Consider the following 22,023-nt stretch of genomic DNA (forward strand, 5'->3'; position numbering starts at 1 on the left):
GACCGGCGTATTCGACGGGGTTTGCGGCGCCGAATCTGGCTGGGTGCCCGTGTCCGCGGTCGCTCCCGGCCTCCTACTGGAGCAGATCGAAGTCCAGCGCAAGGAAAAGTCGCAGAGACCCAAACCGATTCTGTCCGACCCGACGGCGAAGGCCTTCCAGGAGAATCTATGAAACGACTCATCGCTCTGTTGCTCGTCATTCTCTGGTCCGGCTCCCTCGCTTTCGGCCAAGCCGCAGGCGAGAAGGAGGATGTGGTGATGAAGGCGATGCGCGACGAACTCTCGCGCTCCATCTCCAAGCTGCATCTTGCCGACCTCGATAAGCCCTATTTCATTTCCTATCGTATCGACGACACGGTCTCAACCAAGATCTCGGCCGCGCTCGGCCAGTTGACCGACGAAGACACCCGCCGCGGTCGCAAACTGAACGTCGAGGTCCGCGTCGGCGACTATGCTCTCGATAACACCGACTTCATGAACATCGGCTCCGGCAACTTCGGCGGCGGCAACTGCGGCTGCCACACCACGCTGCCGCTCGACGACGATTACGACCAGATTCGCCGGGAGATCTGGCTGGAGACCGACGCCGCGTACAAGCAGTCGGCCGCCGATCTCGCTGCCAAGCGGACCGTGCTGTCGCATCGTCAGAACGCCCAGCAATTGTCAGACTTCACACCTCAGAAGGCCGCGACCGTGCTCGAGAAGCCCGCGGACTCGAGGCTTGAGATCCCCGCACTCAAGGAGCTGGCCCGCGATCTCTCGGGCACATTCCACGACTCTCCGGAGATCACCACTTCCGGCGTCGATATCTACGCGGTCAACGAGTTCGTGCGCCTGGTCAACACCGAAGGCGCAGCGATCTCCCGCGCCGAGCCGATCACCGTGCTTGACGTCCGCGCCTACACTCAGGCTGCCGACGGTCAGCCGCTCGCCGACTCCTTCCGCGTTTACTTGCGTAACACCAGCGAGCTGCGCCATGACGAGCTGCTCGCCCGCACGCACGAGCTGATCACCCGACTGAAGGCGCTGCGTACCGCGAAGACGCTCGAGGCGTACAACGGCCCGGTGCTCTTTGAAGGCGAGGCTGCGGCCGACGTCATCGGGCAGGTCTTCGCCCCGGCCATCGTCGCCTCCCGCTTTCCGGTCAGCGACCAGCCGCAGTTCGAGGCGCAGTTCCAGCAGGTCATCGGCCAGTTCGGCGGCTCGCTAGCCGACCGCGTCGGCGCCCGCGTCATGCCTGATGGCGTCGATCTCACCGATGATCCCACGACGTCGCGCTTCAGCGGCGCTGAGCTGCTCGGCTCCTATCCCGTGGATGACGAGGCGGTCCCCAGCCAGAAGGTGAAGATCGTCGAGAACGGACGCCTGGTTGGTCTGCTGGCTACGCGCACGCCGACTGCTCAGACCAAGACCAGCACCGGCAGTGCGCGCGGCAACGGGGCCGCCCCCGGCAACCTGTTCCTCACCGCCCGCGATACGGCAACCAACGAGCACCTGCGCAAGGAGCTCCTGCGCGTCGCGCAGCAGCGTGGATACGATTACGGCATCGTTGTCCGCCACGTAGCCGCCGGCGGTCTAAGTGCTCTCATGCGCATGGCCTACAGCGCCGGACGCGCTGAGATCACCGGTGGCAGTGCCGTGTACAAGGTCTTCGCCGACGGCCACGAAGAGATGGTGCGCGGCGACATTGCGCCCGTCGCCCTGACCGCCTTCAAGGAGATTCTCGCGATCGGCGATACCCCGGGCGTGTACCACGACGCGTTCATGCCGTTTGCCGCGACGCTGCTGGCCCGCGGCCAGGCCGGACAGCTGATCGTAGTCTCGTACGTTGTGCCGTCGTTGCTATTTGAGGAAGTATCGCTGAAGCAGCCGATGCTGGTTGCGCCAAAACCTCCGCTGCTGCCCTCGCCGCTGCTGGCGACGACCAACGCCTCCGGGGAGTGGAAGCAAGCCACGCTCCAGCACTGAGGACCTTTCGAAGAAAGTTGCCGGGACAGCCGCCTTTGGCTGTCCCTTCTTCATTGTGCCGCGATGCCCGGCACCCTGCGCCATTTCGTTGTTCAACCGTCGAGAACAGCCCCTTATCACAATCACAAGTAACGCATTGGCTACGAATTGCCGTCCGCAGGAAGCCGCAAGGGAGCTTCCTCGGCCCTACCCCTTTTCGCTTTAGTCCGCCCCTGCCTTTCTCAGTGAGTACGAGCTCAGCACCCTCATGTAGTTGGCGCGTTCATAGGACGCGGGATCCGGAACCGACCGGCGGGACATGCTTCCCTGCATCTGGCGGATGGATTCGTATTCGTGTTCCTCCATCCAGCGACGTACTTGACCGAGCACCTGGCGGATGTGACCGATCCCGTTCTCCAGCAGGGCTGACGTCATCATCGCCACCCGGGCGCCCACCATCATGCTTTTCACCACGTCTTCGCCACTGTGAACGCCGCCGCTGATGGCCATGTCCGCCTTGATCTGATCGTACAGAATGGCCACCCAGGTCAAGCGCAGAAGGAGTTCATAGGGACTGCTCAAGTTCAGTCGAGGCACGACCTCCAGGGCTTCCAGGTCCAGATCGGGCTGGTAGAAACGGTTGAACAGGACCAGGCCGTCCGCCCCGGCTGCTTCCATCTTCCGCAAGACGTGCGGGATGGAGCTGAAGAAGTGGCTCACCTTGACCGCAACCGGGATGCGCACTGCGGCTTTCACCTGCCGCACCAGGTCGCAGTACATCTGTTCCACTTCCGATCCGGCGACCTCCGGGTCCGCGGCGACGAAATACGTGTTCAACTCGATGGCGTCGGCGCCCGCCTGCTGCATCATGGTGGCGTACCGGGTCCAGCCTCCCATCGAGCTGCCGTTCAGGCTGGCGATGACGGGGATCTGCACCGCCTTCTTGACCCGCGCCAGATGCTCCAAGTAAGCCTCCGGTCCGAGGTTGTAGTCTTTCAGGTCGGGCAGATAGCGAGTGGCTTCGGCGAAGCTCTCGCTGCCCTGTTCCAGGAACCGGTTCAGCTCCTCGCTCTCGACCTCGATCTGTTCCTCGAAGAGCGAGTGCATCACGATGGCCGATGCGCCGGCATCCTCCATCTCGCGCACCAAGTCGAGTTCCTTCTGCAACGGCGAAGCCGACACCACGATGGGGTTCTTGAGCTCGAAGCCGAGATAGCGGGTCGACAGGTCGATCATTGCTGGTCTCCTTTCGACGCCAGTGCGGTGGCCAAGTCTGCGCCGGCGGGAAGCGAGGCGAGCTTCTCGTACAAGTCCCAGCGGTTGCGCACATCCGATTCCGCCTCGTGCAACAGCTTCTTGGCCTGGTCCTCATCCGCATGGTTCAGGATGTTGAAGCGGGTCTCATTCAGCATGTACTTCTGCAAAGGCAGGCTGGGCCGGCGAGAATCCAGTTGCAGCGGGTTCTTGCCCTCGAGCGCCAGCGCGGGGTTGTAGCGGAACAGCGGCCAATAACCCGTCTGCACCGCCAGTTTCTGCTGCTCCATGCCGTACATCAGGTCGTACCCATGGGCCACGCAGTGACTGAAGGCCAGGATCAGGGAGGGCCCGGCATACGCTTCCGCTTCTTCGAACGCCTTGATGGCCTGCGTGTCGCTGCCCCCCATGGCGACGCGGGCCACGTACACGTTCCCGTAGTTGACGGCCATCAGCGCCAGGTCTTTCTTGGCGGTCTCCTTGCCGGCGAAGGCGAAGCGCGCCACCGCGCCACGCGGCGTTGCCTTGGAACGCTGCCCGCCGGTGTTGGAGTAGACCTCGGTGTCGAGCACCAGGACGTTGACGTTCTGGCCCGAAGCCAGCACGTGGTCGAGGCCGCCGTAGCCGATGTCGTACGCCCAGCCGTCGCCGCCGATGATCCACAGGCTCTTTCTGACCAGCGCGTCCGCGATCGCCAGCAGATCGCGCCCCTCGGCCGTATCCGCGCCCTTCAGCCTGTCTTTGAGGCGGCTCACATTCTCGCGCTGTTGCTCGATGCCGTGGTGGCTGGACTGGTCTGCGTTGAGCAGGGTTGCGACCAGTTCGCCGCCGACACGACCCTCAAGCCGCCGCAACAGGTCACGCGCGTATTCCTCCTGCTTGTCCATGGCCAGCCGCAGGCCGAGACCGAATTCAGCATTGTCCTCGAACAGGGAGTTCGACCAGGCCGGCCCGCGGCCGCGGGCGTCGGCGGTGTACGGTGTTGTCGGAAGGTTCCCGCCGTAGATCGAAGAGCAGCCTGTGGCATTCGCGATCACCGCATGGTCGCCGAACAGCTGCGTCATCAGCTTGATGTAAGGCGTTTCGCCGCACCCGCCGCAAGCGCCCGAGAATTCGAACAGCGGCTGCAGCAACTGAACATCCTTGACCTGGCTGGTCTTCAGATGCTCGCGGTCGGCCTCCGGCAAGGAGAGGAAGAAATCCCAGTTCTCTCGCTCCGGAGCGCGCAGGGGCGCCTGCAGCTCCATGTTGATGGCCTTGTGCTTGACCTCGGTCTTGTCCTTGGCCGGGCACACCTGCACGCACAACTTGCAGCCCGTACAGTCCTCCGGCGCCACCTGCAGTGTGTAACGCTGCGTCTCGAATTCCTTCCATTTCGGCTTGGCCGATTTGAAGGTGGACGGCGCGTGTGCAAGATGCGATGGATCGTAGATCTTGGCGCGGATCACCGAATGCGGGCACACCAGCACGCACTTGCCGCACTGGATGCACAACTGCTCGTCCCAGACCGGGATCTCCAGTGCGATGTTGCGCTTCTCCCAGCGTGCCGTGCCGACGGGGAAGGTGCCGTCCACCGGGAACGCGCTCACCGGCAGCAGGTCTCCCTCTCCGGCGATGATGCGGCCGGTGACCTTCTGGACAAAGTCCGGGGCGGTCGCGGGCACGGGCGGCTCCAGGCGCAAACAACTGGTGGCTTGGGACGGGGGCTTGACCTCGTGCAGTTGCGCCAGGGTCGCGTCCACCGCCTCGAAGTTCTTCCTCACCACGGATTCGCCGCGCTTGCGGTACGTCTTCTCGATGGATTTCTTGATCGCGCCGATGGCTTCTTCCCGGGGCAGCACCCCGCTGATGGCGAAGAAACAGGTCTGCATGATGGTGTTGATCCGCCGTCCCATGCCGGCGCCTTCCGCCACCCGGTCGCCGTCGATCACATAGAAGTGCAGTTTCTTGTCGATGATCTCCTCCTGCACTGAGACGGGAAGATGGTCCCAGACCTCGTTCGGGCCATACGGGCTGTTGAGCAGGAACGTGGCCCCGGGTTGCGCCAGCCGCAGCATTTCGAAGTGCTCCACGAACGAGAACTGATGGCAGGCCAGGAAACTCGCCTGCGTGATCAGATACGTGGAGCGGATGGGGCGCGGGCCGAAGCGCAGGTGCGATACGGTCAGGGCGCCGGCCTTCTTCGAGTCGTAGACGAAGTAACCCTGGGCGTAATTGTCCGTGTCCTCGCCGATGATCTTGATGGAGTTCTTGTTGGCCCCGACCGTGCCGTCCGACCCCAGGCCGTAGAACACGGCGCGCACCGTGTCGGCGCTCTCCGTCGAGAACTCCCGGTCGTACTCCAGGCTGGTGCGGGTCACATCGTCGACGATGCCGACGGTGAAGTGGTTTTTCGGAGTCGGCTTCGCCAGTTCGTCGAACACCGCTTTGACCATCGCGGGATTGAATTCCTTCGACGAAAGCCCGTAGCGGCCCCCGATCACGCGCGGCATCGCTTTCAGCGGACTCTCGCCGCTCCCCAGAGATTCCGCCAGCGCCACGCGAACGTCGATGTAGAGCGGCTCGCCGGTGGCGCCGGGCTCCTTGGTGCGGTCCAGGACGCCGACCGACTTCACCGTCGGCGGCAGCGCCGCCACGAAGTGCGCCACCGAGAATGGCCGGAACAGCCGGACCTTGAGCAGCCCGACCTTGTCGCCCCGGCGGTTCAGGTGCTCCACCGTCTCTTCGGCGGCTTCCGCGCCCGACCCCATCATCACGATCACCCGTTCCGCCTCGGGAGAACCCACGTAATCGAACAGTCGGTAACGCCGGCCCGCGACCTCGGCGAACCTGTCCATCGTCTTCTGCACGATGTCCGGGCATTGCAGGTAGTAGAGGTTGGCGGATTCGCGGGCTTGGAAGAAGACATCGGGGTTCTGGGCCGTGCCGCGCAACACCGGCCGGTCGGGCGAAAGCGAGCGCAGGCGGTGCGCCTGGACCAGCCCTTCGTCGATCATCCGGCGCATCTGCTCGGCCGACAACTGCTGGATCTTGGCGACTTCGTGCGACGTTCGGAAGCCGTCGAAGAAGTGCAGGAAGGGAATACGCGCCTCCAGGGTCGCCGCGTGGGCGATCAGGGCGTGGTCCATGGCCTCCTGCACTGAGTTGGAAGCCAGCATGGCGAAGCCGGTCTGGCGGCAGGCCATCACATCGCTGTGGTCGCCGAAGATGGAAAGCGCGTGCGTGGCCACGGTGCGGGCAGCCACGTGGATGACCGCGGGCGTCAGTTCCCCCGCCATCTTGTACATGTTGGGGATCATCAGCAGCAGGCCTTGCGACGCGGTGAAGGTCGTACCCAGAGCGCCTGCCTGGACCGCTCCGTGCAAAGCCCCCGCCGCTCCGCCTTCGCTCTGCATCTCGATGACCGTAGGCTTCACGCCCCAAAGATTGGCCCGGCCCGTGGCCGCCCACTCGTCGGCGAACTCGCCCATGTTGGAGGAGGGCGTGATCGGATAGATCGCGATCACCTCGCTGGTGTGATACGCGGCATACGCGGCGGCTTCATTGCCGTCGATCGTGACCCAAGTCGTTTTCATGATTGCTCCCTGTGCTTACATTACAAACCCACTATGAATCCTTGGTGGATGCGTACAAAACGCTACATTATGACCCAAATGCCGGTGCGCAATGCGAACTGCCCGTTATGTTCGAGCAGCGAAACCCGATCGCTCATGCCGCTCGATCGCTGAACGCATTCCTATCTCCACAGCTGCAACCAGAAAGTCTCTCCCGTTCCTCCGTTGCCGTCTGTGACTGGCGTCACCGGGAAAAGCAGCCTGACTCTTGAAGCAACCATGGCTCATCCGGAGCAGCGCCACGGCGAAAGCGAGGGTGAGCGGCGGAGGGCGCCGGTGTGGGCCAACCCCGGCCCCTACCGACCCGACAACAAGTACTTCCCCTACTTCGAAGCCTGGCACCTGCTGCGCCGCCCTGCGCCTCAGGCCGTGTCGTCGCGCCAGCGACGACGGCCTCTTAGCCCGGGACGCGAGTCCCGGGACAGGACACAGCGCTAGGCCAAGTCGCGCCAGCGACGACGGCCTTCAGCCCAACATATACCGAGGATCGTCGGCGATCCCATGTTTGGCCAAGAGACTCACAAACTCGGAATCAAACGTGTGCTTCTGATGGTGTTCCGGTTGATGGCGAACGTAGTTAAGAACTGTTGTCAGTTGCGATTGTCCCACGCTCACGGCGCCATATCCGTCCTGCCACGTAAATGCCTTGTGCCCTTTCTCTCGCATCCATTTAGAGGAGACGGCCTTAATCGTCTGGACCGTCTTTGCCAGGGGCATCGTAGGAGGCAGATTGATGACGAGATGGACGTGGTCATCGATTCCACCGACCGCGAGGACCTCGATGCCACGGTCTGCCGTGACCTTACCAATGAAATTCCATAAATCCGCTTGGACCTCGGGCGAGATCTGCTTGCGGCGCCCTTTGGTGCTGAATGAAATGTGGATACGATTTCGTACGTAGGTGTGAGCCATACACCCTCCGACAAGGTGGCGGAGGATAACACCTGGGGTCAGGAATTGCAGTGACAACCGTCGTCGCTGGCGCGACTACCGTGGTGGTCCAATCTCTTTCCGGCACTGCCGTGCCGGCCTGCAAACCCACCGTCGCTGTCGCGACGCGGCGTTGGGCGCGCTGTCCTTCAGACAAGAAACCTGCCGCGCCGCGACGACGGCCTTGTAGCCCGGGACGCAAGTCCCGGGTACGGATACGAATGAGAATCTGAGCCGCGGTAGCGGCGACGGGTGTTTTATGGAGAATCCACGGTCGCTGGCGCGACTGTCCGCGAACTACGCACCTGTTCCCGGCACTCTCCTGCCGGGCTGCAAACCCATTGTCGCTGGCGCGACAAATCCGTCGCGGTAGCGACGATCGCACTATAGCCCGGGACGACAGTCCCGGGATGGGAGCGGAGGGTCGATCCAAGCCGCGGTAGCGCCGACGGATGTTTCCGTGGTGTGACGCAGCAATAGCTACGCACAGGGGATTTATCCCTTTTCCCTTCTTCTCCCAAGCTCAACCGCTTCAACCGCGCTCACATGCATATCCCCCGCCGGGAATCGGCCAATGAACTTGCCACAATGCCCGCACTTCGCATCTTCGCTACGATTTGCCAAATTCCTGGTGCGGACGATGACATTCGACATCTTCCCGCAGAAATCGCACTTCACGAACCAGATCGGCTCGAGAACCAACGAGAGTTCGGCCAACTGCGCCTCGCTGACCGGGGTGGGGGCGTCCACCATCAGGTCCACCGCCTTGGCGGTCTTGGGGAAGGGGATGACCTCGCGCAGGCTGTCGGCCCCGGCCAGGATCATCACGATGCGGTCCAGTCCCAGCGCGATGCCGCCGTGCGGCGGGGTGCCGTACTCCAGCGCCTCCAGGAAGAAGCCGAAGCGCGAACGTGCCTCCTCCTCGGTCATGCCCAGGGCCTTGAAGATGGCGCGCTGCACGTCCTGGCGGTGGATGCGGATGGACCCCGAGCCCAGCTCCGTCCCGTTGAGCACCAGGTCGTAGGCGCGGGCCCGCACCGTGTCCAGGTCGCGCCCCGCGATCACCTTCTCCATGTCCTGCTCGAAGGGCGAGGTGAAAGGATGGTGGGCCGCGTTGTAGCGCTCTTCGGTCTCGTCCCACTCGAACATGGGGAAATCGGTGACCCAGACAAAGTGGTATGAACTTGCGTGCTTGCGGTCGCCGGCGAAGGCGCCGTGGCGCTCGGCGTACTTGCGCGCCAGCTCCACCCGGAAGACCCCGGCGGCGGTGTACACCGCCATCGTCGCCTTGCGCCTCTGCTCCGGGGTGCGGTTAGTGACCACGGCGCCACCCACGATGACCAGCAGGTCATCGTGGGTAGCCGAGCAATTCTGGCGGACCTTCGTCACCGCCTCCGGCCACGATTTCTCCAGCCGCTTGAGGTCGTCGATGAGCTTGGCCCCGCCCTTGGCGTTGAACAGCGCCTTGTTGTCGTCGCGCTCTTTGCGCGAGAGCTCGCCCACCTTGGGGATCTTGACGGCGACCAGGGGCAGCTCGGCATCGAGCTGCAAGGTCTGCATCATCTCGGCGGTGAACAAGTCGTGGACGTCGGTGAAGCCGGGCAGGCGCAGGTCGGGCTTGTCGATGCCGTACAACCGGATGGCCTGGTCGTAGGGCATCTGCGGGAACGGTCCCTGGATCGCGACCCCGGCGGCCACCCATGCCGCTTTCACGAAGTTCTCCACCACATCGAAGACGCGCTCCTGTTGCGGGTACGACATCTCCAGATCGATCTGGGTGAACTCCGGCTGGCGGTCGGCGCGCAGGTCCTCGTCGCGGAAGCAGCGCACGATCTGGAAGTATCGGTCGAAGCCGGAGATCATCAGGATCTGCTTGAACAGTTGCGGCGACTGCGGCAGGGCGTAGAACGAGCCGGGATAGACGCGGCTGGGCACCAGGTAGTCGCGCGCCCCTTCTGGGGTGGAGCGGGTCATGAACGGGGTCTCAATCTCGAAGAAGCCCTGTTGCGACAGGTTCTGGCGGATGGCCAGCGCCACCTTGTGGCGCAGCTCGATGTTGGCCTGCATGGGCTCGCGGCGGAGGTCGATGTAGCGGTATTTCAGCCGCATTTCTTCATTCGGCAAAACCGCTTCACTGGGGAGGAACGGCGGCGTCTTGGCCTCGTTCAGGATGCGCAACTCGTCGCACACCACCTCGATCTCGCCGGTGGAGAGCTTGGGGTTGATGGCCTCGGGGTCGCGCTTCTTCACCCGCCCGATCACCGCCACCACGAACTCCATGCGCAGGGTCTCGGCCTTGGCGTGCGCCGCGGCGTTGGATTCCTGGTCGATCACCACCTGGCTGATGCCGGTGCGGTCGCGGATGTCGAGGAAGATCAGCTTGCCGTGGTCGCGCCGCTTGTTGACCCAGCCCATGAGCACGACCTTCTGGCCGGCGTCCGATGTGCGCAGCTCTCCGCAGCGGTGGGTGCGTCGTAGATCTCCGAGGAAATCGAGCAAGATCAGTCCCTATCGATGTTGGCGTCATGCTGAGCGGCTTTAGCCGTGAAGCATCTCGCGCGCAGCTCACAGTCTTGATGGTGCACGCGAGATCCTTCAGGCCTGAAGGCCCTCAGGATGACGCCGGTTCCAATATAAGAATTCTCCGCGTGAGCGGGAACGACGATTATAACGGCTATGCGCTATGAGCTATGCGCTATGAACCAGCGATCACCCTCGCCAGCTCCCCGCGCGGCAGCGTGACCTGCTCGCCCGTCGCCAGGTTCTTGAGGGCAAACATGCCCGACTTCGCCTCGTTCTCCCCCAGGATGATGGCGAAGCGCGCCCCGGTCTTGGCGGCCAGCTCCAGCGACTTCTTCAAGCGAAAGTTCTCGTCGCCCAGGTCCACGATCAGGCCCGCCCGCCGCAGCTCGCGCCCCAGCTTCGCCGCCTCCTTATTCATGCCCGCTCCCAGCGGCGCGATGTAGGCGTCCGCCGCCGTGGCCTTCGGCTGGTGATGCTCACTCAGCGTCAGGACCAACCTGTCTTCTCCAATGGCGAAGCCGATCCCCGGCGCCTTCGGCCCGCCCAGCGCTTCGCTCAGCCCGTCGTACCTCCCTCCTCCCAGGATGGCGTTCTGCGCCCCCAGCGCCCCATGCGTGAACTCGAAGGTTGTCTTTTGATAATAGTCGAGACCTCGAACCATCCTTGGATTCACTTTGTATGGGATGGAGAGGGAGTCGAGGATGGCGCGGACCTCGGCGAAGTGCTGGCGGCAGGGCTCGTCGAGGTAGTCCATGATCTTGGGCAGCTTCTCGATGATCGGCTGGTCTTCGGGGACCTTGCAGTCGAGCACGCGCAGCGGATTGGTCTCGGCGCGGCGCTGGCAGTCGGCGCACATTTTTCCGACCACGGGTTTCAGGGCGGCGCGCAGGGCTTCGTTGTAGCGCTGGCGATCGTTGATGCAGCCGACGGAGTTGAGCTCCAGGGTCCAGCCGGTCAGGCCGAGGCGGTCGAGGAAGGTGGCCAGCATCTCCAGGACTTCGGCGTCCACGGCGGGCGACTCGCTGCCCGCGGTGGGCGGGCCGATGATCTCGGCGCCGATCTGGTAGAACTGGCGGTAGCGTCCCTTCTGCGGGCGCTCGCGGCGGAACTGCGGGCCGATGTAGAAAAGTTTCTGCAGGCCGGGGCGCTCCCATAGCCGGTTCTCGATGTAGGCGCGCACCACGCCGGCGGTGTTCTCAGGGCGCAGCGCCAGCCACTGCCCTTTCTCGGACTGGGCGCGGGCTCGGTCCTCCCAGGCGAACATTTCTTTGGAGACGATGTCGGTATCCTCGCCCACCGAGCGCTGGAAGAGGGAGAGGTCTTCGAGAACAGGCGTGCGGATCTCGTGGAAGTGGTAGGAGCGGAAGACGTCGCGGGCCGCCGACTCGACGAAGTTCCACAGCTCGGTGTCGGGAGGAAGAAGGTCGCGGGTTCCGCGGACGGCTTTGATCATTTGGTCGTTGGTCGTCGGTCGTTGGTCGTTGGCCAGCTACTAGCTACCTCTTCGATTCTTTCAGGTACTGCTCCTTATAGCCGAGATAGTTCTGGGCGTAGCGCATGATCATCTGCTGGGCGGCCTCGTCCAGTTTCTTGCGGAACTTGCCGGGGACGCCCATCCACAGCGAATGGGGCTCGACCTCGGTGCCTTCGGGGATGACGGTGCCGGCGGCGATGATGCTTCCTCGCCCGATGTGCGCCCCATTCAGGATGACCGAGCCCATGCCGATCAGGCAGTGGTCTTCGACCTTGCATCCGTGCAGCGTGACCGAATGGCCGATGGTCACCCAGTCGCCGACCTCGACCGTGTACTGGCCGAGCATGCCGTGGAGCACGGAGCAATCCTGCACATTGGAGTTGCGGCCGATGCGGATGGAGTTGACGTCGCCGCGGAGGACGGCGTTCATCCAGACGCTGGCGTGCTCGCCCAGGACGACGTCGCCGATGATCTGGGCGGATTCGTCCACGTAACAGGTGGAGGCGATCTGGGGCGAGATGCCTTTGTAGGAGCGGATCATCGGGTCAAAAGGAAAGCGTAGAAGTTAGCATGTGCCGGAGAGGCGGAGCAAACACGGGAGAGGCCGATTGGATAATTGGGCAATCGGGTAATTGATTCTTGACGACCTTAGTTACTTTGGTTCAAAGAAGGAACACGCGCCCGGCAGGAGATGCTAATATCCGGCACATCGGGGAGAGAGTGGCGACAGCCGTCCAGACACACGAGGTCGTGATCGAGATCGGCGGGATGGCGGTGTGCGTGCGCACCGAGAGCGCGGAATTCCGCCGGATGCTGGAAGAGCGGTACGTGGGGTTTGTTACGCCCGCTGCGCGGGCTGCCCGGCCGGGGGCGGCCGGGCTACAAAATCACTTCTCTCTGGATGTGGAACTGTTGCCCGATGGCGCCCTTGGCGCGGATGAGGATGTGCGGGTCAGGCGCGAGGGCGGGCGGTGGGAGATGACCCGCGGCGATTTCCGGGCGGGGTGGGGGCCGGACAAGCGTCAGGGATGGGTACGGCAGACGGCGAATCCCTACGCCATCGATTCGGTGCTCCGCATCCTGCACACGCTGCTGCTGGCCGAGGAGGGAGGATTCCTCCTGCACGGGGCGTCGGCCATCCGCAACGGCAAGGCGTTCCTGTTCTCGGGAAAATCAGGGGCGGGCAAGACGACCATTTCGCGGCTGGCGCCAAAAGACGTGACGCTGCTGACGGATGAGATCTCGTACATAAGGAAGGAAAAGCAGGTCCCTCGCGGGCTGAAGCCCACTCCGGATGACACCGGTGAGGGGTACGTCGCCTATGGGACGCCGTTCGCCGGGGAGCTGGCCAAGGTGGGGGAGAATGTGTCGGCGGCGATTGCGGGGCTCTACTTCCTGGAGAAGTCGCCAGAGAACCGGCTTGAGCCCATGGGTGGCACAGAAGCGTTGCAACGGCTGATGCAGAACATCCTTTTCTTCGCCGAAGATGAGAGACTGGTGCGCCAGGTGTTCGAGGCGGCAGGAGACTTCCTGGCGCGGGTGCCGGCGTTCCGGCTGGCCTTCGCGCCTGACGCGCGGGTCTGGGAGCTGATTCGATGAGTTACGTGGCCAGGAGCAAGCAGGTGGCCGCCCGCATGCTGGGCGAGGAGATGGTGATCATGTCAGGCCGGGACTCGACCCTGTTCACCCTGAGCCCGGTGGCGACCGCCATCTGGAACGCCGCTGATGGACAGACCCCGCTGGAACGGATCGTCGAGGAGCGAGTGTGCGAGGAGTTCGAGGTGGACCGGGAAACGGCCCTGGCCGACGCGCAGGCGTTCGTCGCAGAGCTGGCTGAGCATGGCATTGTTCTGATTTCGGAACAGCCGATCACTTAGAACCCCCAGCGGCTAGAGCCGCATTTCTTCGGGTAGCTGTAACGGCGCGGCTGAAGCCGCGCCCCTTCGAAGGAGCAAATGAGCGGGCAGTTGATGATGGAGATCGGGACGAAGGCGCTGGAGCTAGGGGTGCCGCTGAGCGCGCACTTCGACCTGACCTGGCGCTGCAACGAGCGCTGCATCCATTGCTATCTCGACCACGAGGACCGCGGCGAAGTCACCACCACCGAGGTGAAGGACATCCTCGAGCAGCTGGCCGCCGCCGGCACCTTCTTCCTCATCCTGAGCGGCGGCGAGCCGGTGATGCGCAAGGATTTTTTCGAGATCGTGGAGTACGCGCGCCAGCTGATGTTCTCGGTGAAGGTGAAGACCAACGGCATCCTGATCCGCGAGCGGGAGGCGGCGCGGCTGCGCGAGCTGGCGGTGGAGGTGGTGCAGATCAGCGTCTATTCCCACCGCGCGGCGGTGCACGACGCCATCACCAAGGTGCCGGGGTCGCTGGAGAGAACGCTGAACGCGGTGCGCTTCCTGCGTGGCCAGGGGCTGAAGGTGATCATCGCCGGGGTGATGATGCGGCAGAACCTGGGCGACCACAAGGAAGTGCAGAAGCTGGCGCGGGAGCTGGGGGTCAGCTTCCAACTGGACCCGACCATCACCCCGAAGCTGGACGGCGACACCTCGGTCCTCGACCTGCGCATCCCCGATTCCGCCCTGCCGCAGCTGTTCCGCGATGGGTCGTTGGTGGGGGATGCGGACGAGTTCTGCGCGCCGGCGGAGGTGGACGCCAGCGCGCTGGAAGCGCTGCCCTGCAGCGCTGGCCATACCGCGGTCTATATCTCGCCCTACGCCGACGTCTTTCCCTGCGTGCAGTTCCCCCTGCCCACCGGGAACCTTCGCCAGCAGAAGTTCCTGGAGGTGTGGCGCGACTCGCCGCAGATGAACGAGGTGCGCGGCATCCGGCTCAGCGACCTGCACGCCTGCAGCTCGTGCGGCAACGTGGCCAGCTGTTCCCGCTGCCCCGGCCTGGCGTACATGGAAGGCGATATGCGGGGCCCGTCGAGCGCGGACTGCGACAAGTCGTTCGCGCGGACGGGCATCCTCTCGCCGCGGAAGCGAGCTGCCCTGGTGCAGATTGCGATCTGATCTGCGATTTGTGATTTGTGATTTGCGATTGGCGGCGCGGGCAACCGCGCCGTTCCATTTTGGGAAGCACAATCTGGAGTTCCGAAAACAGAACAAGCGGACGTGCATCACAGACGTCGCTTAGGCAGGACCGATATACGAGTTCCTTTACTTCTTTCTACGGGAGCGTCGTATGTCGCCCTGGCCGCGCACGTACGGGCCCATCGCCATCCTTCTTCTGCTCACTTCACTGTCACTTGCACAAGACGCCGCGCTGGGCACGCTGCGAGGCACGGTCTTCGACAGCAGTGGGGCGCGCATCGCCGGCGCCACCGTCACCGCCATCCACAACGCTACGGGAGTCGAGCGCACCGTGGCCTGCGACCAAGATGGCGGGTTCGCCCTGCAATATCTGCCGCCGGGAACCTATGAGTTGCGAGTAGCGGCGCCGGGCATGAGGCCAGAAGTGCGCAAGAACGTGCGGCTGGAAGTGGGCGCGGTGGTGGGGATCCAGGTCACGCTCAAGGTGGCCGGGCCGCGCGAGGCGATCACCATCCAGGCCCAGCCCGGGCAGGTGGAGACCCAGTCGGCCGCGGTCTCATCAGTGCTCGACGAGCGCGCCATCAACGAGCTTCCGCTGAACGGCCGGCGGTTCACCGACCTGGTGCTGCTGACCCCGGGAGTGACCACCGACCCCCGCAGTCTGACCTCCGATAGCACCGGCGACCTGGCTTTCGGGGGAGTGCGCGGCTACAACTCCAGCTACCTGGTGGACGGAGTGGACAACAACAACGCCTTCTTCGCCCAGATGCGGGGCCGCTACCGAGCTCCCTACCAGTTCAGCAACGAGGTGGTGCAGGAGTTCCGAGTGTCGTCCAACACCTACGGGGCGGAGCTGGGGCGGTCGGGCGGCGCGGTGGTCAACGTGGTGACCAAGTCTGGGACCAACAACTATCACGGCAGCGCCTTCTGGTTCCTGCGCGACGGGCGCCTGAGCGCCGAGCAGCCCTTCGCCGGCATGAAGCCGCCGGAGCGCAGGAACCAGTTCGGGGGGACCATCGGCGGCCCCATCCGCAAGAACGGATTGTTCTTCTACGCGGGCTTCGACCAGCACATCTACCACGTGCCCACCGTCGTCCACTTCCTGAACGGGACCGCCACGGTGACGCCGACGCCGGACGACTACGAGGCCAGCGACCAGGCGCAGGTGGAAAGCGCAGCAGCCCGGCTCTCCACCCTGGGCGGGCCCTTCCCCGCGAGCATGGTGGGCAATACGGGGTTCATCAAGTTCGACTGGGCCCTCTCGCCGCGGAACTACCTGGCGGCGCGGCTGAGCACTTCGCGCTACTGGGGCTCGAACAACGTGTACCTGGACCCGGTCAATCCCATCACCTACTACGCGACCAGCGAGAACGGCGAAGAGCGGGTGAGCACGGAGAGCGCGTCGCTGGCGCTGACCAGCGCGCTCACGTTCCGGGTGACCAACAACCTGCGGGCGCAGTTCTCGCGCGACCTGCAGGCCAGCGATCCCAATTCGAGCGCGCCTCAGACCCAGATCTACGACATCATCGAGGGCTTCGACCGATCGCTGATCCTGCCCCGCGCCACGCGCGAGCACCGGCTGCACCTGCTGGATTCGGTCGCGGTGGACGGGCACCGCCACGCCTGGAAGTTCGGCTTCGACTTCAGCCAGGCCTGGGTGCAGAACTTCTTCCCGGTGATGTCGGGGGGTGAATTCATCTTCAGCGACATCCGGGTGAACCCGTTCACCTTCAAGCCCATGACTTTCGGCATGGCCATCACGCCGCTGCGGGCCTACGCCCACGGGGTGCCGCGTTACTACTTCCAAGATTTCGGCAATTCGGTGAGCCACCCCGACACCCGGGAGTACGCCTTCTTCGTCCAGGACACGATCCGGGTGAGCAGCCATCTGGCGCTGTCGCTGGGCCTGCGCTACGACCTGCAAACCTTCCGCAGCCAGGGGCTGGAGTCGAATCCGGCCTGGCCGGACTCGGGCAAGGTCCCCACCGACAGCAACAACTTCGCCCCGCGGGTGGGCTTCGCCTATTCCATCGGCGACGAGCGACCGGTGGTGATCCGGGGCGGGTTCGGGATGTTCTACACCCGCATCCCGCAGATCTATAACTCGACGGTGGAGATGCAGAACGGGCTGCAGCGCTCCCACCTGTTCCTGAAGAACACGCAGGGGAACACCGATTTTCCCCTCTATCCGAACCCCGTGGTCGCGTGCCCGCCAGGGACCCTGAGCTGTCCCGCCCCGGCCAGCCTGGCCGGCTTGCTGACGACGGAGATCTCCGCGTTCGCGGCGGACTTCAAGACCCCAGTGGTGCACCAGGGAAGCCTGACGGTGGAAAAGGAAATCTGGCATCGCTTCGCGGTGGGGGTGGGTTACTTGTACGTGAGTGGGCACAACCTGGTGCGGTCGCGGGACGTGAACCTGCCGGAGCCGAAGACGGTCTATTACCCGGTTTACGATCCCAGCGATACGTTCAGCGGGGAGTTCCTGCCGGTCGAATCGTTCTCGACCTGGCAGATGACACCCTCGCTCAGCTGCCCGTTCCCACCCTGCCTGAATGATGTGGCACGGCCGGTGGCCGGGATCGGCGGGATCTACGTCTTCGAAAGTCTCGCCCAGAGCACCTACCACGGGCTGACCCTCTCGGTGCGGCGGCGGATGACCCAGGGACTCTATTTCCGGCTGGCCTACACCTTTGCCCGGGCGAGTGACAACATCCAGGACGCCCTGCTGGCGGGGCGACCGCCGACCGTGCAGAATACCTATGCCGCCAACAGCGAATGGGGGCGGAGCGTGACCGACCAGCGCCACCGGCTGGCTGCGGCCTGGTCATGGTCGCCCAAGCCCTTCCACCGGGACCAGCCGACACTGAAGGCGATCTTCAATGACTGGACGTGCTCCGGGGTGGTGACCATCGGAAGCGGGCGGCCATACGACGCCCGGGTGGTGGGGGACGCGAACCGCGACGAAAACACTTACAACGACCGCCTGCCCGGCTATGGCCGGAATTCGTTCACCGGGCCCGACTATGCAACGACGGACCTGCGGCTGAGCCGCCTGCTCTACCTGGGAGACAAGTTGAGACTCCAGTTGCTGGCTGAAGCTTTCAACGTATTCAACCGGACAAACCTGCAGGTAGACACGACCGACGATGGATTCGTGAACAGCGCCGCCGAGTTTATCCCCCTCGATCGGACGATCGCAGGCAGCCACTACCCGGCCTATTACACCCAGTCGTCGGGATTCATGAAGCCGACGAGCGCGTACGCATCACGGCAGGTGCAGTTCGGAGTACGGTTGCGTTTCTGAAGGCGGAGGTCGAAGAGATGGGTCGTGAGGGTTATCAAATAGCTAACAGTGAAGGCGCAGACCCGCATAAATCGAACATATTTCTTGACTTGGGCAACGGATATTGCAATAACTTAGGCTGACCAAACAGGTACGTCAGGGGGTGTTTTTTCGTTGGCAGAAGTCAGGCTCCAGGAGGGCGAGTCATTGGAAAACGCCCTTCGTCGCTTCAAGCGCAAGGTGCAGCAGGAAGACATCATCAAGGAGGTCAAGAGGCACTCCTTCTACCTGAAACCCGGCGAGAAGCGTCGCGTGAAGGAAGCTCTGGCGCGCAAGCGGAACCGCAAGAAGGCGCGTAAGGAGCAGGAGTAGAGTTTTCGCGAGGGGGCCGCTCCACAAGGAGTCGGCCCCTTTGCTTTTGTCAGAAGCCCCGCAGTCCGCAGTCCTAAGATGGTAGGCAAGAGTTGAGTGGCAGGTCCCGCGTGGGAGCGCGGGTGGGCCGAGTCAAGGGGGGAGATGGTCCCTGCGCCGGGCCGGTTGCCTCGCAGAGAAGGCGGACCGGGCGGGCGGGAACACGGGCAAGGAAGGTTTCCCATGGAATTCCAGGACAAAGCTCTGAAGTGCGTGGACTGTGGCGCCGAGTTCGTTTTTACCGCCGGGGAACAACTCTTTTTCCACGACAAACAATTCAAGAACGAGCCCAAGCGGTGCAAGCCCTGCAAGGCGAAACGGGCGGCCGCGCTGGGAAGCCAGACGCCAGGCAACAGCGGCGGCGGCCAAACATACTCCAAGGTAGAAACCCGCACCACCTGTTCACAGTGCGGGAAAGAGACCACTGTCCCCTTCAAACCCACGCAGGGACGGCCGGTGTTCTGCCGCGAGTGCTTCCAGGCGCGGCGGGCGTCGGCAGCCAGCGCCTGAGTCGGCGGCGACAGCCGCCCCAGTCCCCCTAAGCCATCTGGATGTGTGTCGCGGCCCGAGCCGGGCGGGAAAGGGAACCCGTCCGAGGCCCGCGATTCACGGTTGCTATAATGTCCCGGTGGCGACGTTCTACGTGGAAAATTTCGGCTGCCGGGCGACCCAGGCCGACGGCGCCGCCATCGAGCGCCAACTGGCGGAGAAGGGCTGGCGGCGAAGAGGCGACCCCCGGCTGGTCGACGTGGTGGTGGTCAATACCTGCACGGTGACTTCGGCCGCCGACCACGACGCCCGCGCCGCCATCCGCCGCATCCATCGGCAGAACCCCGAGTGCAGGATCCTGGTCACCGGCTGTTACGCCCAGCGGGCGCCGCAGGAAGTCGGTTCCCTGCCCGGCGTGAGCTGGGTGGTGGGCAATTCCCATAAGCATCAGATCGGAGAGATCGCGCTGAGGGCGCCGGGGGGGAACGGGCAGGGGTTCGTGCCCCTCGGATCGCTGGACGGGACGGGGACGGTGCAGGTGGTGGGGGACATCTTCGCCCACACCGAACTGCTGGCAGCGCCGGTGTTCGAGGGCGACGCGGCCGGGGAGAGGACCCGGCCCAACCTGAAGGTGCAGGACGGCTGCGATAACCGGTGCTCGTTCTGCATCATCCCCTCGGTGCGGGGGCAAAGCCGTTCCCTGCCGCAAGACGAGGTGCTGCGCGAGATGGACGCGCTGGTGGCCGCCGGCTACCGCGAAGTGGTGATCTCGGGCATCAATCTGGGGCGGTGGGGCCGGGACTTCGAACGTCCGCAGACCTTCGCCGGCCTGGTGCGCGCCGTGGTGGAGAAGACCGGCATCGAGCGGCTGCGGATCAGCTCGGTGGAGCCGATGGATTGGACCGACGAGCTGATCGAGCTGGTGGCGTCGTCGCCGCGCATCGCCAAGCACGCGCACGTGCCGCTGCAGTCGGGCTCCGACCGCATCCTGCGGCTGATGCATCGCAAGTACCGCCCCTGGCATTACGCCGCGCGAGTGCGGAAGATCCGCAAGGCGATGCCGACCGCGGCCATCGGCGCCGACGTCATGGTGGGCTTCCCCGGCGAGACCGACGCCGACTTCGAAGACAACCGCAGATTCATCGAGTCCCTGCCCTTCACCTACCTGCACGTGTTCACTTATTCCTCGCGGCCCGGCACACCATCGGCCCGGATGGCGGAGCAGGTGGAGGTCGCGGTGCGGCGGGAGCGCAACCGCGAGCTACGCGGGCTGGCGGCGGCGAAGAAGAGAGCCTTCCTGGAGGGCTTCGTCGGCAGCACGCTGTCAGGCATCACGCTCAATGTGCGCGAGGGCGAATACACCGAAAGCCTCACCGACAATTACCTCAAACTCATGCTGCGCGGCCGCCACGGCGCCAACCAGATGGTGACGGCGCGCGCCGAGAGCGTGCAGGGCGAGGCGCTGCTGGGCAGCGTCTGCTGAGCCTACCGTCCGTGCCGTGAGTGCGCTGGGTTATAATCTTCGGGTCTTTGCCACGAGGAGGATTGCATCGATAAGCGTTTTATCCGCACCAATGAGCGCATCCGCGCCCGCGAAATCAGGGTCATCGATTCAGAAGGCCAACAGCTTGGGATCATGCCGCCTTTCGAAGCCCTGAAGAAAGCCCGGGAACAGAACCTCGACCTGGTAGAGATCTCGCCCACCGCCCAGCCGCCGGTCTGCCGCATCATGGACTACGGCAAGTACCTGTACGAGCAGGAGAAGAAGGAGCGCGCGGCCAAGAAGCACCAGAAGGTCATCACGATCAAGGAAGTGAAGTTCCGCATCAACGTGGACGAGCACGACTACGAGTTCAAGAAGAACCACGTGCTGCGCTTCCTGGAAGACGGCGACAAGGTGAAGGCCACCATCTTCTTCCGCGGCCGCGAGATGACCCACACCAACCTGGGGCGCAACATCCTGGACCGGTTGATCAAGGACGTCGGCGACAAGGGGATCGTGGAGTTCCGGCCGCGCATGGAGGGCAACACCCTGCACGCCATCCTGGCGCCGAAGAAGAGCTAGTCCTCCAACTCAACCGCAGAGATCGCAGAGGCCGCAGAGTCATTCTCGTTCATTTCCCTCTGCGAACTCTGCGTTCTCTGCGGTAAAATAAAAGATTCGTCAGGAGTCCCGAAAATGCTCTGGGCGAAGGTCTGTACAGCGAAGGAACTATGCCGAAACTGAAGACGCACAGTGGAGCCGCCAAGCGGTTCAAGAAGACGGGGACGGGGAAGATCAAGCGCGGACACGCTTTCAAGCGCCACATCCTGACCTCCAAGGGCACCAAGCGCAAGCGCCAGCTCGATACCGATACCATGGTCGATCCGGCGGATGCGCGCAAGATCAAGCGGATGATCCCATACTAGCCGTGAGCCCCGAGCCGTGAGCTCAAGGCTCAGTGCTCAAGGCTCCAAGCGTGTGAAGAGGCGAGACCACAACTCCTGCCTCCAGCCGCGAGGCCGCGAAAGCGGCCAACATTGCCCGGTCGAGGGCGGCCGGGCTACAAAAGACAGAAAAGGAGAAGCACCATGCCTCGCGTAAAACGCGGCACCAAGCGCCGCGCCAAGAGAAAAAGGATATTGGAACAGGCGTCAGGATATTTCCTGACCAAGTCGAAGCTCTACCGCTCGGCGAAGGAGTCGGTGGAGCGGGCGCTGAAGTTCGCCTATGCCGGACGCCGCCAGAAGAAGCGCCAGTACCGCTCACTGTGGATCGTGCGCATCGGCGCCGCCGCCAAGCAGAACGGGATGAGCTATTCGCAGTTCATCAACGGGCTGAAGAAGAGCGGGATGGAGCTGGACCGCAAGGTGCTGGCCGATATCGCGGTCAAGGACCCCGCCGGCTTCAAGGGCCTGACCGAGCAGGCGAGAGCGGCGCTGGCCAGCTAGCCGTCAGCCGTCAGCCATCAGGTAATGTATCGTGTGGCGCGGGCGTGACGCCCGCGCTGGAGTGCCCGGCCGACAGGGCCGGGCCACACCTTCCATGTACACCGTCCGCAAACTCGACGACTTCTC

At 63.9% G+C, this 22,023-nt stretch carries 17 protein-coding genes; 11 read left to right on the forward strand and 6 right to left on the reverse strand.

The genetic code is table 11. The features are described 5' to 3' along the window. The first annotated feature begins 168 nt into the window (after positions 1 to 168). Entirely contained in the window at positions 169 to 1,968 is a 1,800-nt protein-coding gene (locus tag VMS96_03920; protein HVP42550.1) for a metallopeptidase TldD-related protein, read from the forward strand. A 201-nt stretch (positions 1,969 to 2,169) separates the two neighbouring features. Here VMS96_03920 and VMS96_03925 read toward each other — a convergent pair whose 3' ends face one another. From VMS96_03925 to VMS96_03950, 6 genes are all read right to left on the reverse strand, one after another. Beyond that, a complete protein-coding gene (locus VMS96_03925; GenBank protein ID HVP42551.1) occupies positions 2,170 to 3,183 on the reverse strand; it encodes a dihydroorotate dehydrogenase-like protein in 1,014 nt (337 codons plus the stop codon). Further along, positions 3,180 to 6,776, reverse strand: coding sequence for a pyruvate:ferredoxin (flavodoxin) oxidoreductase (gene nifJ / locus VMS96_03930; protein HVP42552.1), 3,597 nt, complete (start codon positions 6,774 to 6,776; stop codon positions 3,180 to 3,182). Before nifJ ends, VMS96_03925 begins: the two co-directional genes overlap by 4 nt. 504 nt (positions 6,777 to 7,280) lie before the next feature. Next, positions 7,281 to 7,727 carry an IS200/IS605 family transposase gene (gene tnpA, locus VMS96_03935; protein HVP42553.1) on the reverse strand — a complete coding sequence of 149 codons (447 nt, stop codon included), beginning with the start codon at positions 7,725 to 7,727 and terminating at the stop codon, positions 7,281 to 7,283. A 513-nt stretch (positions 7,728 to 8,240) separates the two neighbouring features. Continuing rightward, the gene (gene aspS, locus VMS96_03940) at positions 8,241 to 10,244 is read right to left on the reverse strand and encodes an aspartate--tRNA ligase (protein HVP42554.1); all 2,004 of its coding nucleotides are present in this window, start codon (positions 10,242 to 10,244) and stop codon (positions 8,241 to 8,243) included. 196 nt (positions 10,245 to 10,440) lie between these two features. Next, positions 10,441 to 11,721: a histidine--tRNA ligase gene (gene hisS / locus VMS96_03945; GenBank protein ID HVP42555.1), complete on the reverse strand. Its 1,281-nt coding sequence runs from the start codon at positions 11,719 to 11,721 to the stop codon at positions 10,441 to 10,443. A 43-nt stretch (positions 11,722 to 11,764) separates the two neighbouring features. Then, on the reverse strand, positions 11,765 to 12,283 hold the full coding sequence (locus tag VMS96_03950) for a gamma carbonic anhydrase family protein (GenBank protein HVP42556.1): 519 nt from the start codon (positions 12,281 to 12,283) through the stop codon (positions 11,765 to 11,767). Positions 12,284 to 12,462: 179 nt separating this feature from the next. Here VMS96_03950 and VMS96_03955 point away from each other — a divergent pair, with 179 nt between their 5' ends. The 10 genes from VMS96_03955 to rplT all read left to right on the forward strand — a co-directional run bounded on the left by VMS96_03955 (position 12,463) and on the right by rplT (position 21,897). Continuing rightward, entirely contained in the window at positions 12,463 to 13,341 is an 879-nt protein-coding gene (locus VMS96_03955) for a hypothetical protein (GenBank protein HVP42557.1), read from the forward strand. Further along, positions 13,338 to 13,619, forward strand: a complete 282-nt coding sequence (locus VMS96_03960; protein ID HVP42558.1) for a PqqD family protein — start codon at positions 13,338 to 13,340, stop codon at positions 13,617 to 13,619. The genes VMS96_03955 and VMS96_03960 overlap by 4 nt, the downstream gene beginning before the upstream one ends. A 78-nt stretch (positions 13,620 to 13,697) precedes the next feature. Beyond that, complete coding sequence (locus VMS96_03965; GenBank protein HVP42559.1) at positions 13,698 to 14,762, forward strand: radical SAM protein; 1,065 nt, start codon at positions 13,698 to 13,700, stop codon at positions 14,760 to 14,762. Positions 14,763 to 14,934: 172 nt separating this feature from the next. Continuing rightward, a complete protein-coding gene (locus VMS96_03970) occupies positions 14,935 to 18,087 on the forward strand; it encodes a TonB-dependent receptor (protein HVP42560.1) in 3,153 nt (1,050 codons plus the stop codon). A gap of 153 nt (positions 18,088 to 18,240) precedes the next feature. After that, the gene (gene rpsU, locus VMS96_03975; protein HVP42561.1) at positions 18,241 to 18,438 is read left to right on the forward strand and encodes a 30S ribosomal protein S21; all 198 of its coding nucleotides are present in this window, start codon (positions 18,241 to 18,243) and stop codon (positions 18,436 to 18,438) included. A gap of 222 nt (positions 18,439 to 18,660) precedes the next feature. Beyond that, positions 18,661 to 18,987 (forward strand): zinc-ribbon domain containing protein, encoded by a 327-nt coding sequence (locus tag VMS96_03980; GenBank protein ID HVP42562.1) that lies wholly within the window; start codon positions 18,661 to 18,663, stop codon positions 18,985 to 18,987. A 118-nt stretch (positions 18,988 to 19,105) separates the two neighbouring features. After that, entirely contained in the window at positions 19,106 to 20,449 is a 1,344-nt protein-coding gene (gene mtaB, locus VMS96_03985; GenBank protein ID HVP42563.1) for a tRNA (N(6)-L-threonylcarbamoyladenosine(37)-C(2))-methylthiotransferase MtaB, read from the forward strand. A gap of 81 nt (positions 20,450 to 20,530) precedes the next feature. Beyond that, on the forward strand, positions 20,531 to 21,031 hold the full coding sequence (gene infC, locus VMS96_03990) for a translation initiation factor IF-3 (protein HVP42564.1): 501 nt from the start codon (positions 20,531 to 20,533) through the stop codon (positions 21,029 to 21,031). A 149-nt stretch (positions 21,032 to 21,180) separates the two neighbouring features. Next, positions 21,181 to 21,375, forward strand: a complete 195-nt coding sequence (gene rpmI, locus VMS96_03995; GenBank protein HVP42565.1) for a 50S ribosomal protein L35 — start codon at positions 21,181 to 21,183, stop codon at positions 21,373 to 21,375. A gap of 162 nt (positions 21,376 to 21,537) precedes the next feature. Next, positions 21,538 to 21,897 carry a 50S ribosomal protein L20 gene (rplT, locus tag VMS96_04000; protein ID HVP42566.1) on the forward strand — a complete coding sequence of 120 codons (360 nt, stop codon included), beginning with the start codon at positions 21,538 to 21,540 and terminating at the stop codon, positions 21,895 to 21,897. Positions 21,898 to 22,023: the final 126 nt, after the last annotated feature.

Source organism: Terriglobales bacterium (assembly GCA_035543055.1).
Lineage (GTDB): Bacteria > Acidobacteriota > Terriglobia > Terriglobales > Acidobacteriaceae > JAIQFD01.

Bases quoted from the DNA above. Each gene is read 5' to 3' on its own strand.
- VMS96_03920 (HVP42550.1), top strand. From the start codon at position 169: ATGAAACGACTCATCGCTCTGTTGCTCGTCATTCTCTGGTCCGGCTCC.
- VMS96_03925 (HVP42551.1), bottom strand. From the start codon at position 3,183: ATGATCGACCTGTCGACCCGCTATCTCGGCTTCGAGCTCAAGAACCCC.
- nifJ (HVP42552.1), bottom strand. From the start codon at position 6,776: ATGAAAACGACTTGGGTCACGATCGACGGCAATGAAGCCGCCGCGTAT.
- tnpA (HVP42553.1), bottom strand. From the start codon at position 7,727: ATGGCTCACACCTACGTACGAAATCGTATCCACATTTCATTCAGCACC.
- hisS (HVP42555.1), bottom strand. From the start codon at position 11,721: ATGATCAAAGCCGTCCGCGGAACCCGCGACCTTCTTCCTCCCGACACC.
- VMS96_03950 (HVP42556.1), bottom strand. From the start codon at position 12,283: ATGATCCGCTCCTACAAAGGCATCTCGCCCCAGATCGCCTCCACCTGT.
- VMS96_03960 (HVP42558.1), top strand. From the start codon at position 13,338: ATGAGTTACGTGGCCAGGAGCAAGCAGGTGGCCGCCCGCATGCTGGGC.
- VMS96_03965 (HVP42559.1), top strand. From the start codon at position 13,698: ATGAGCGGGCAGTTGATGATGGAGATCGGGACGAAGGCGCTGGAGCTA.
- VMS96_03970 (HVP42560.1), top strand. From the start codon at position 14,935: ATGTCGCCCTGGCCGCGCACGTACGGGCCCATCGCCATCCTTCTTCTG.
- VMS96_03980 (HVP42562.1), top strand. From the start codon at position 18,661: ATGGAATTCCAGGACAAAGCTCTGAAGTGCGTGGACTGTGGCGCCGAG.
- rpmI (HVP42565.1), top strand. From the start codon at position 21,181: ATGCCGAAACTGAAGACGCACAGTGGAGCCGCCAAGCGGTTCAAGAAG.
- rplT (HVP42566.1), top strand. From the start codon at position 21,538: ATGCCTCGCGTAAAACGCGGCACCAAGCGCCGCGCCAAGAGAAAAAGG.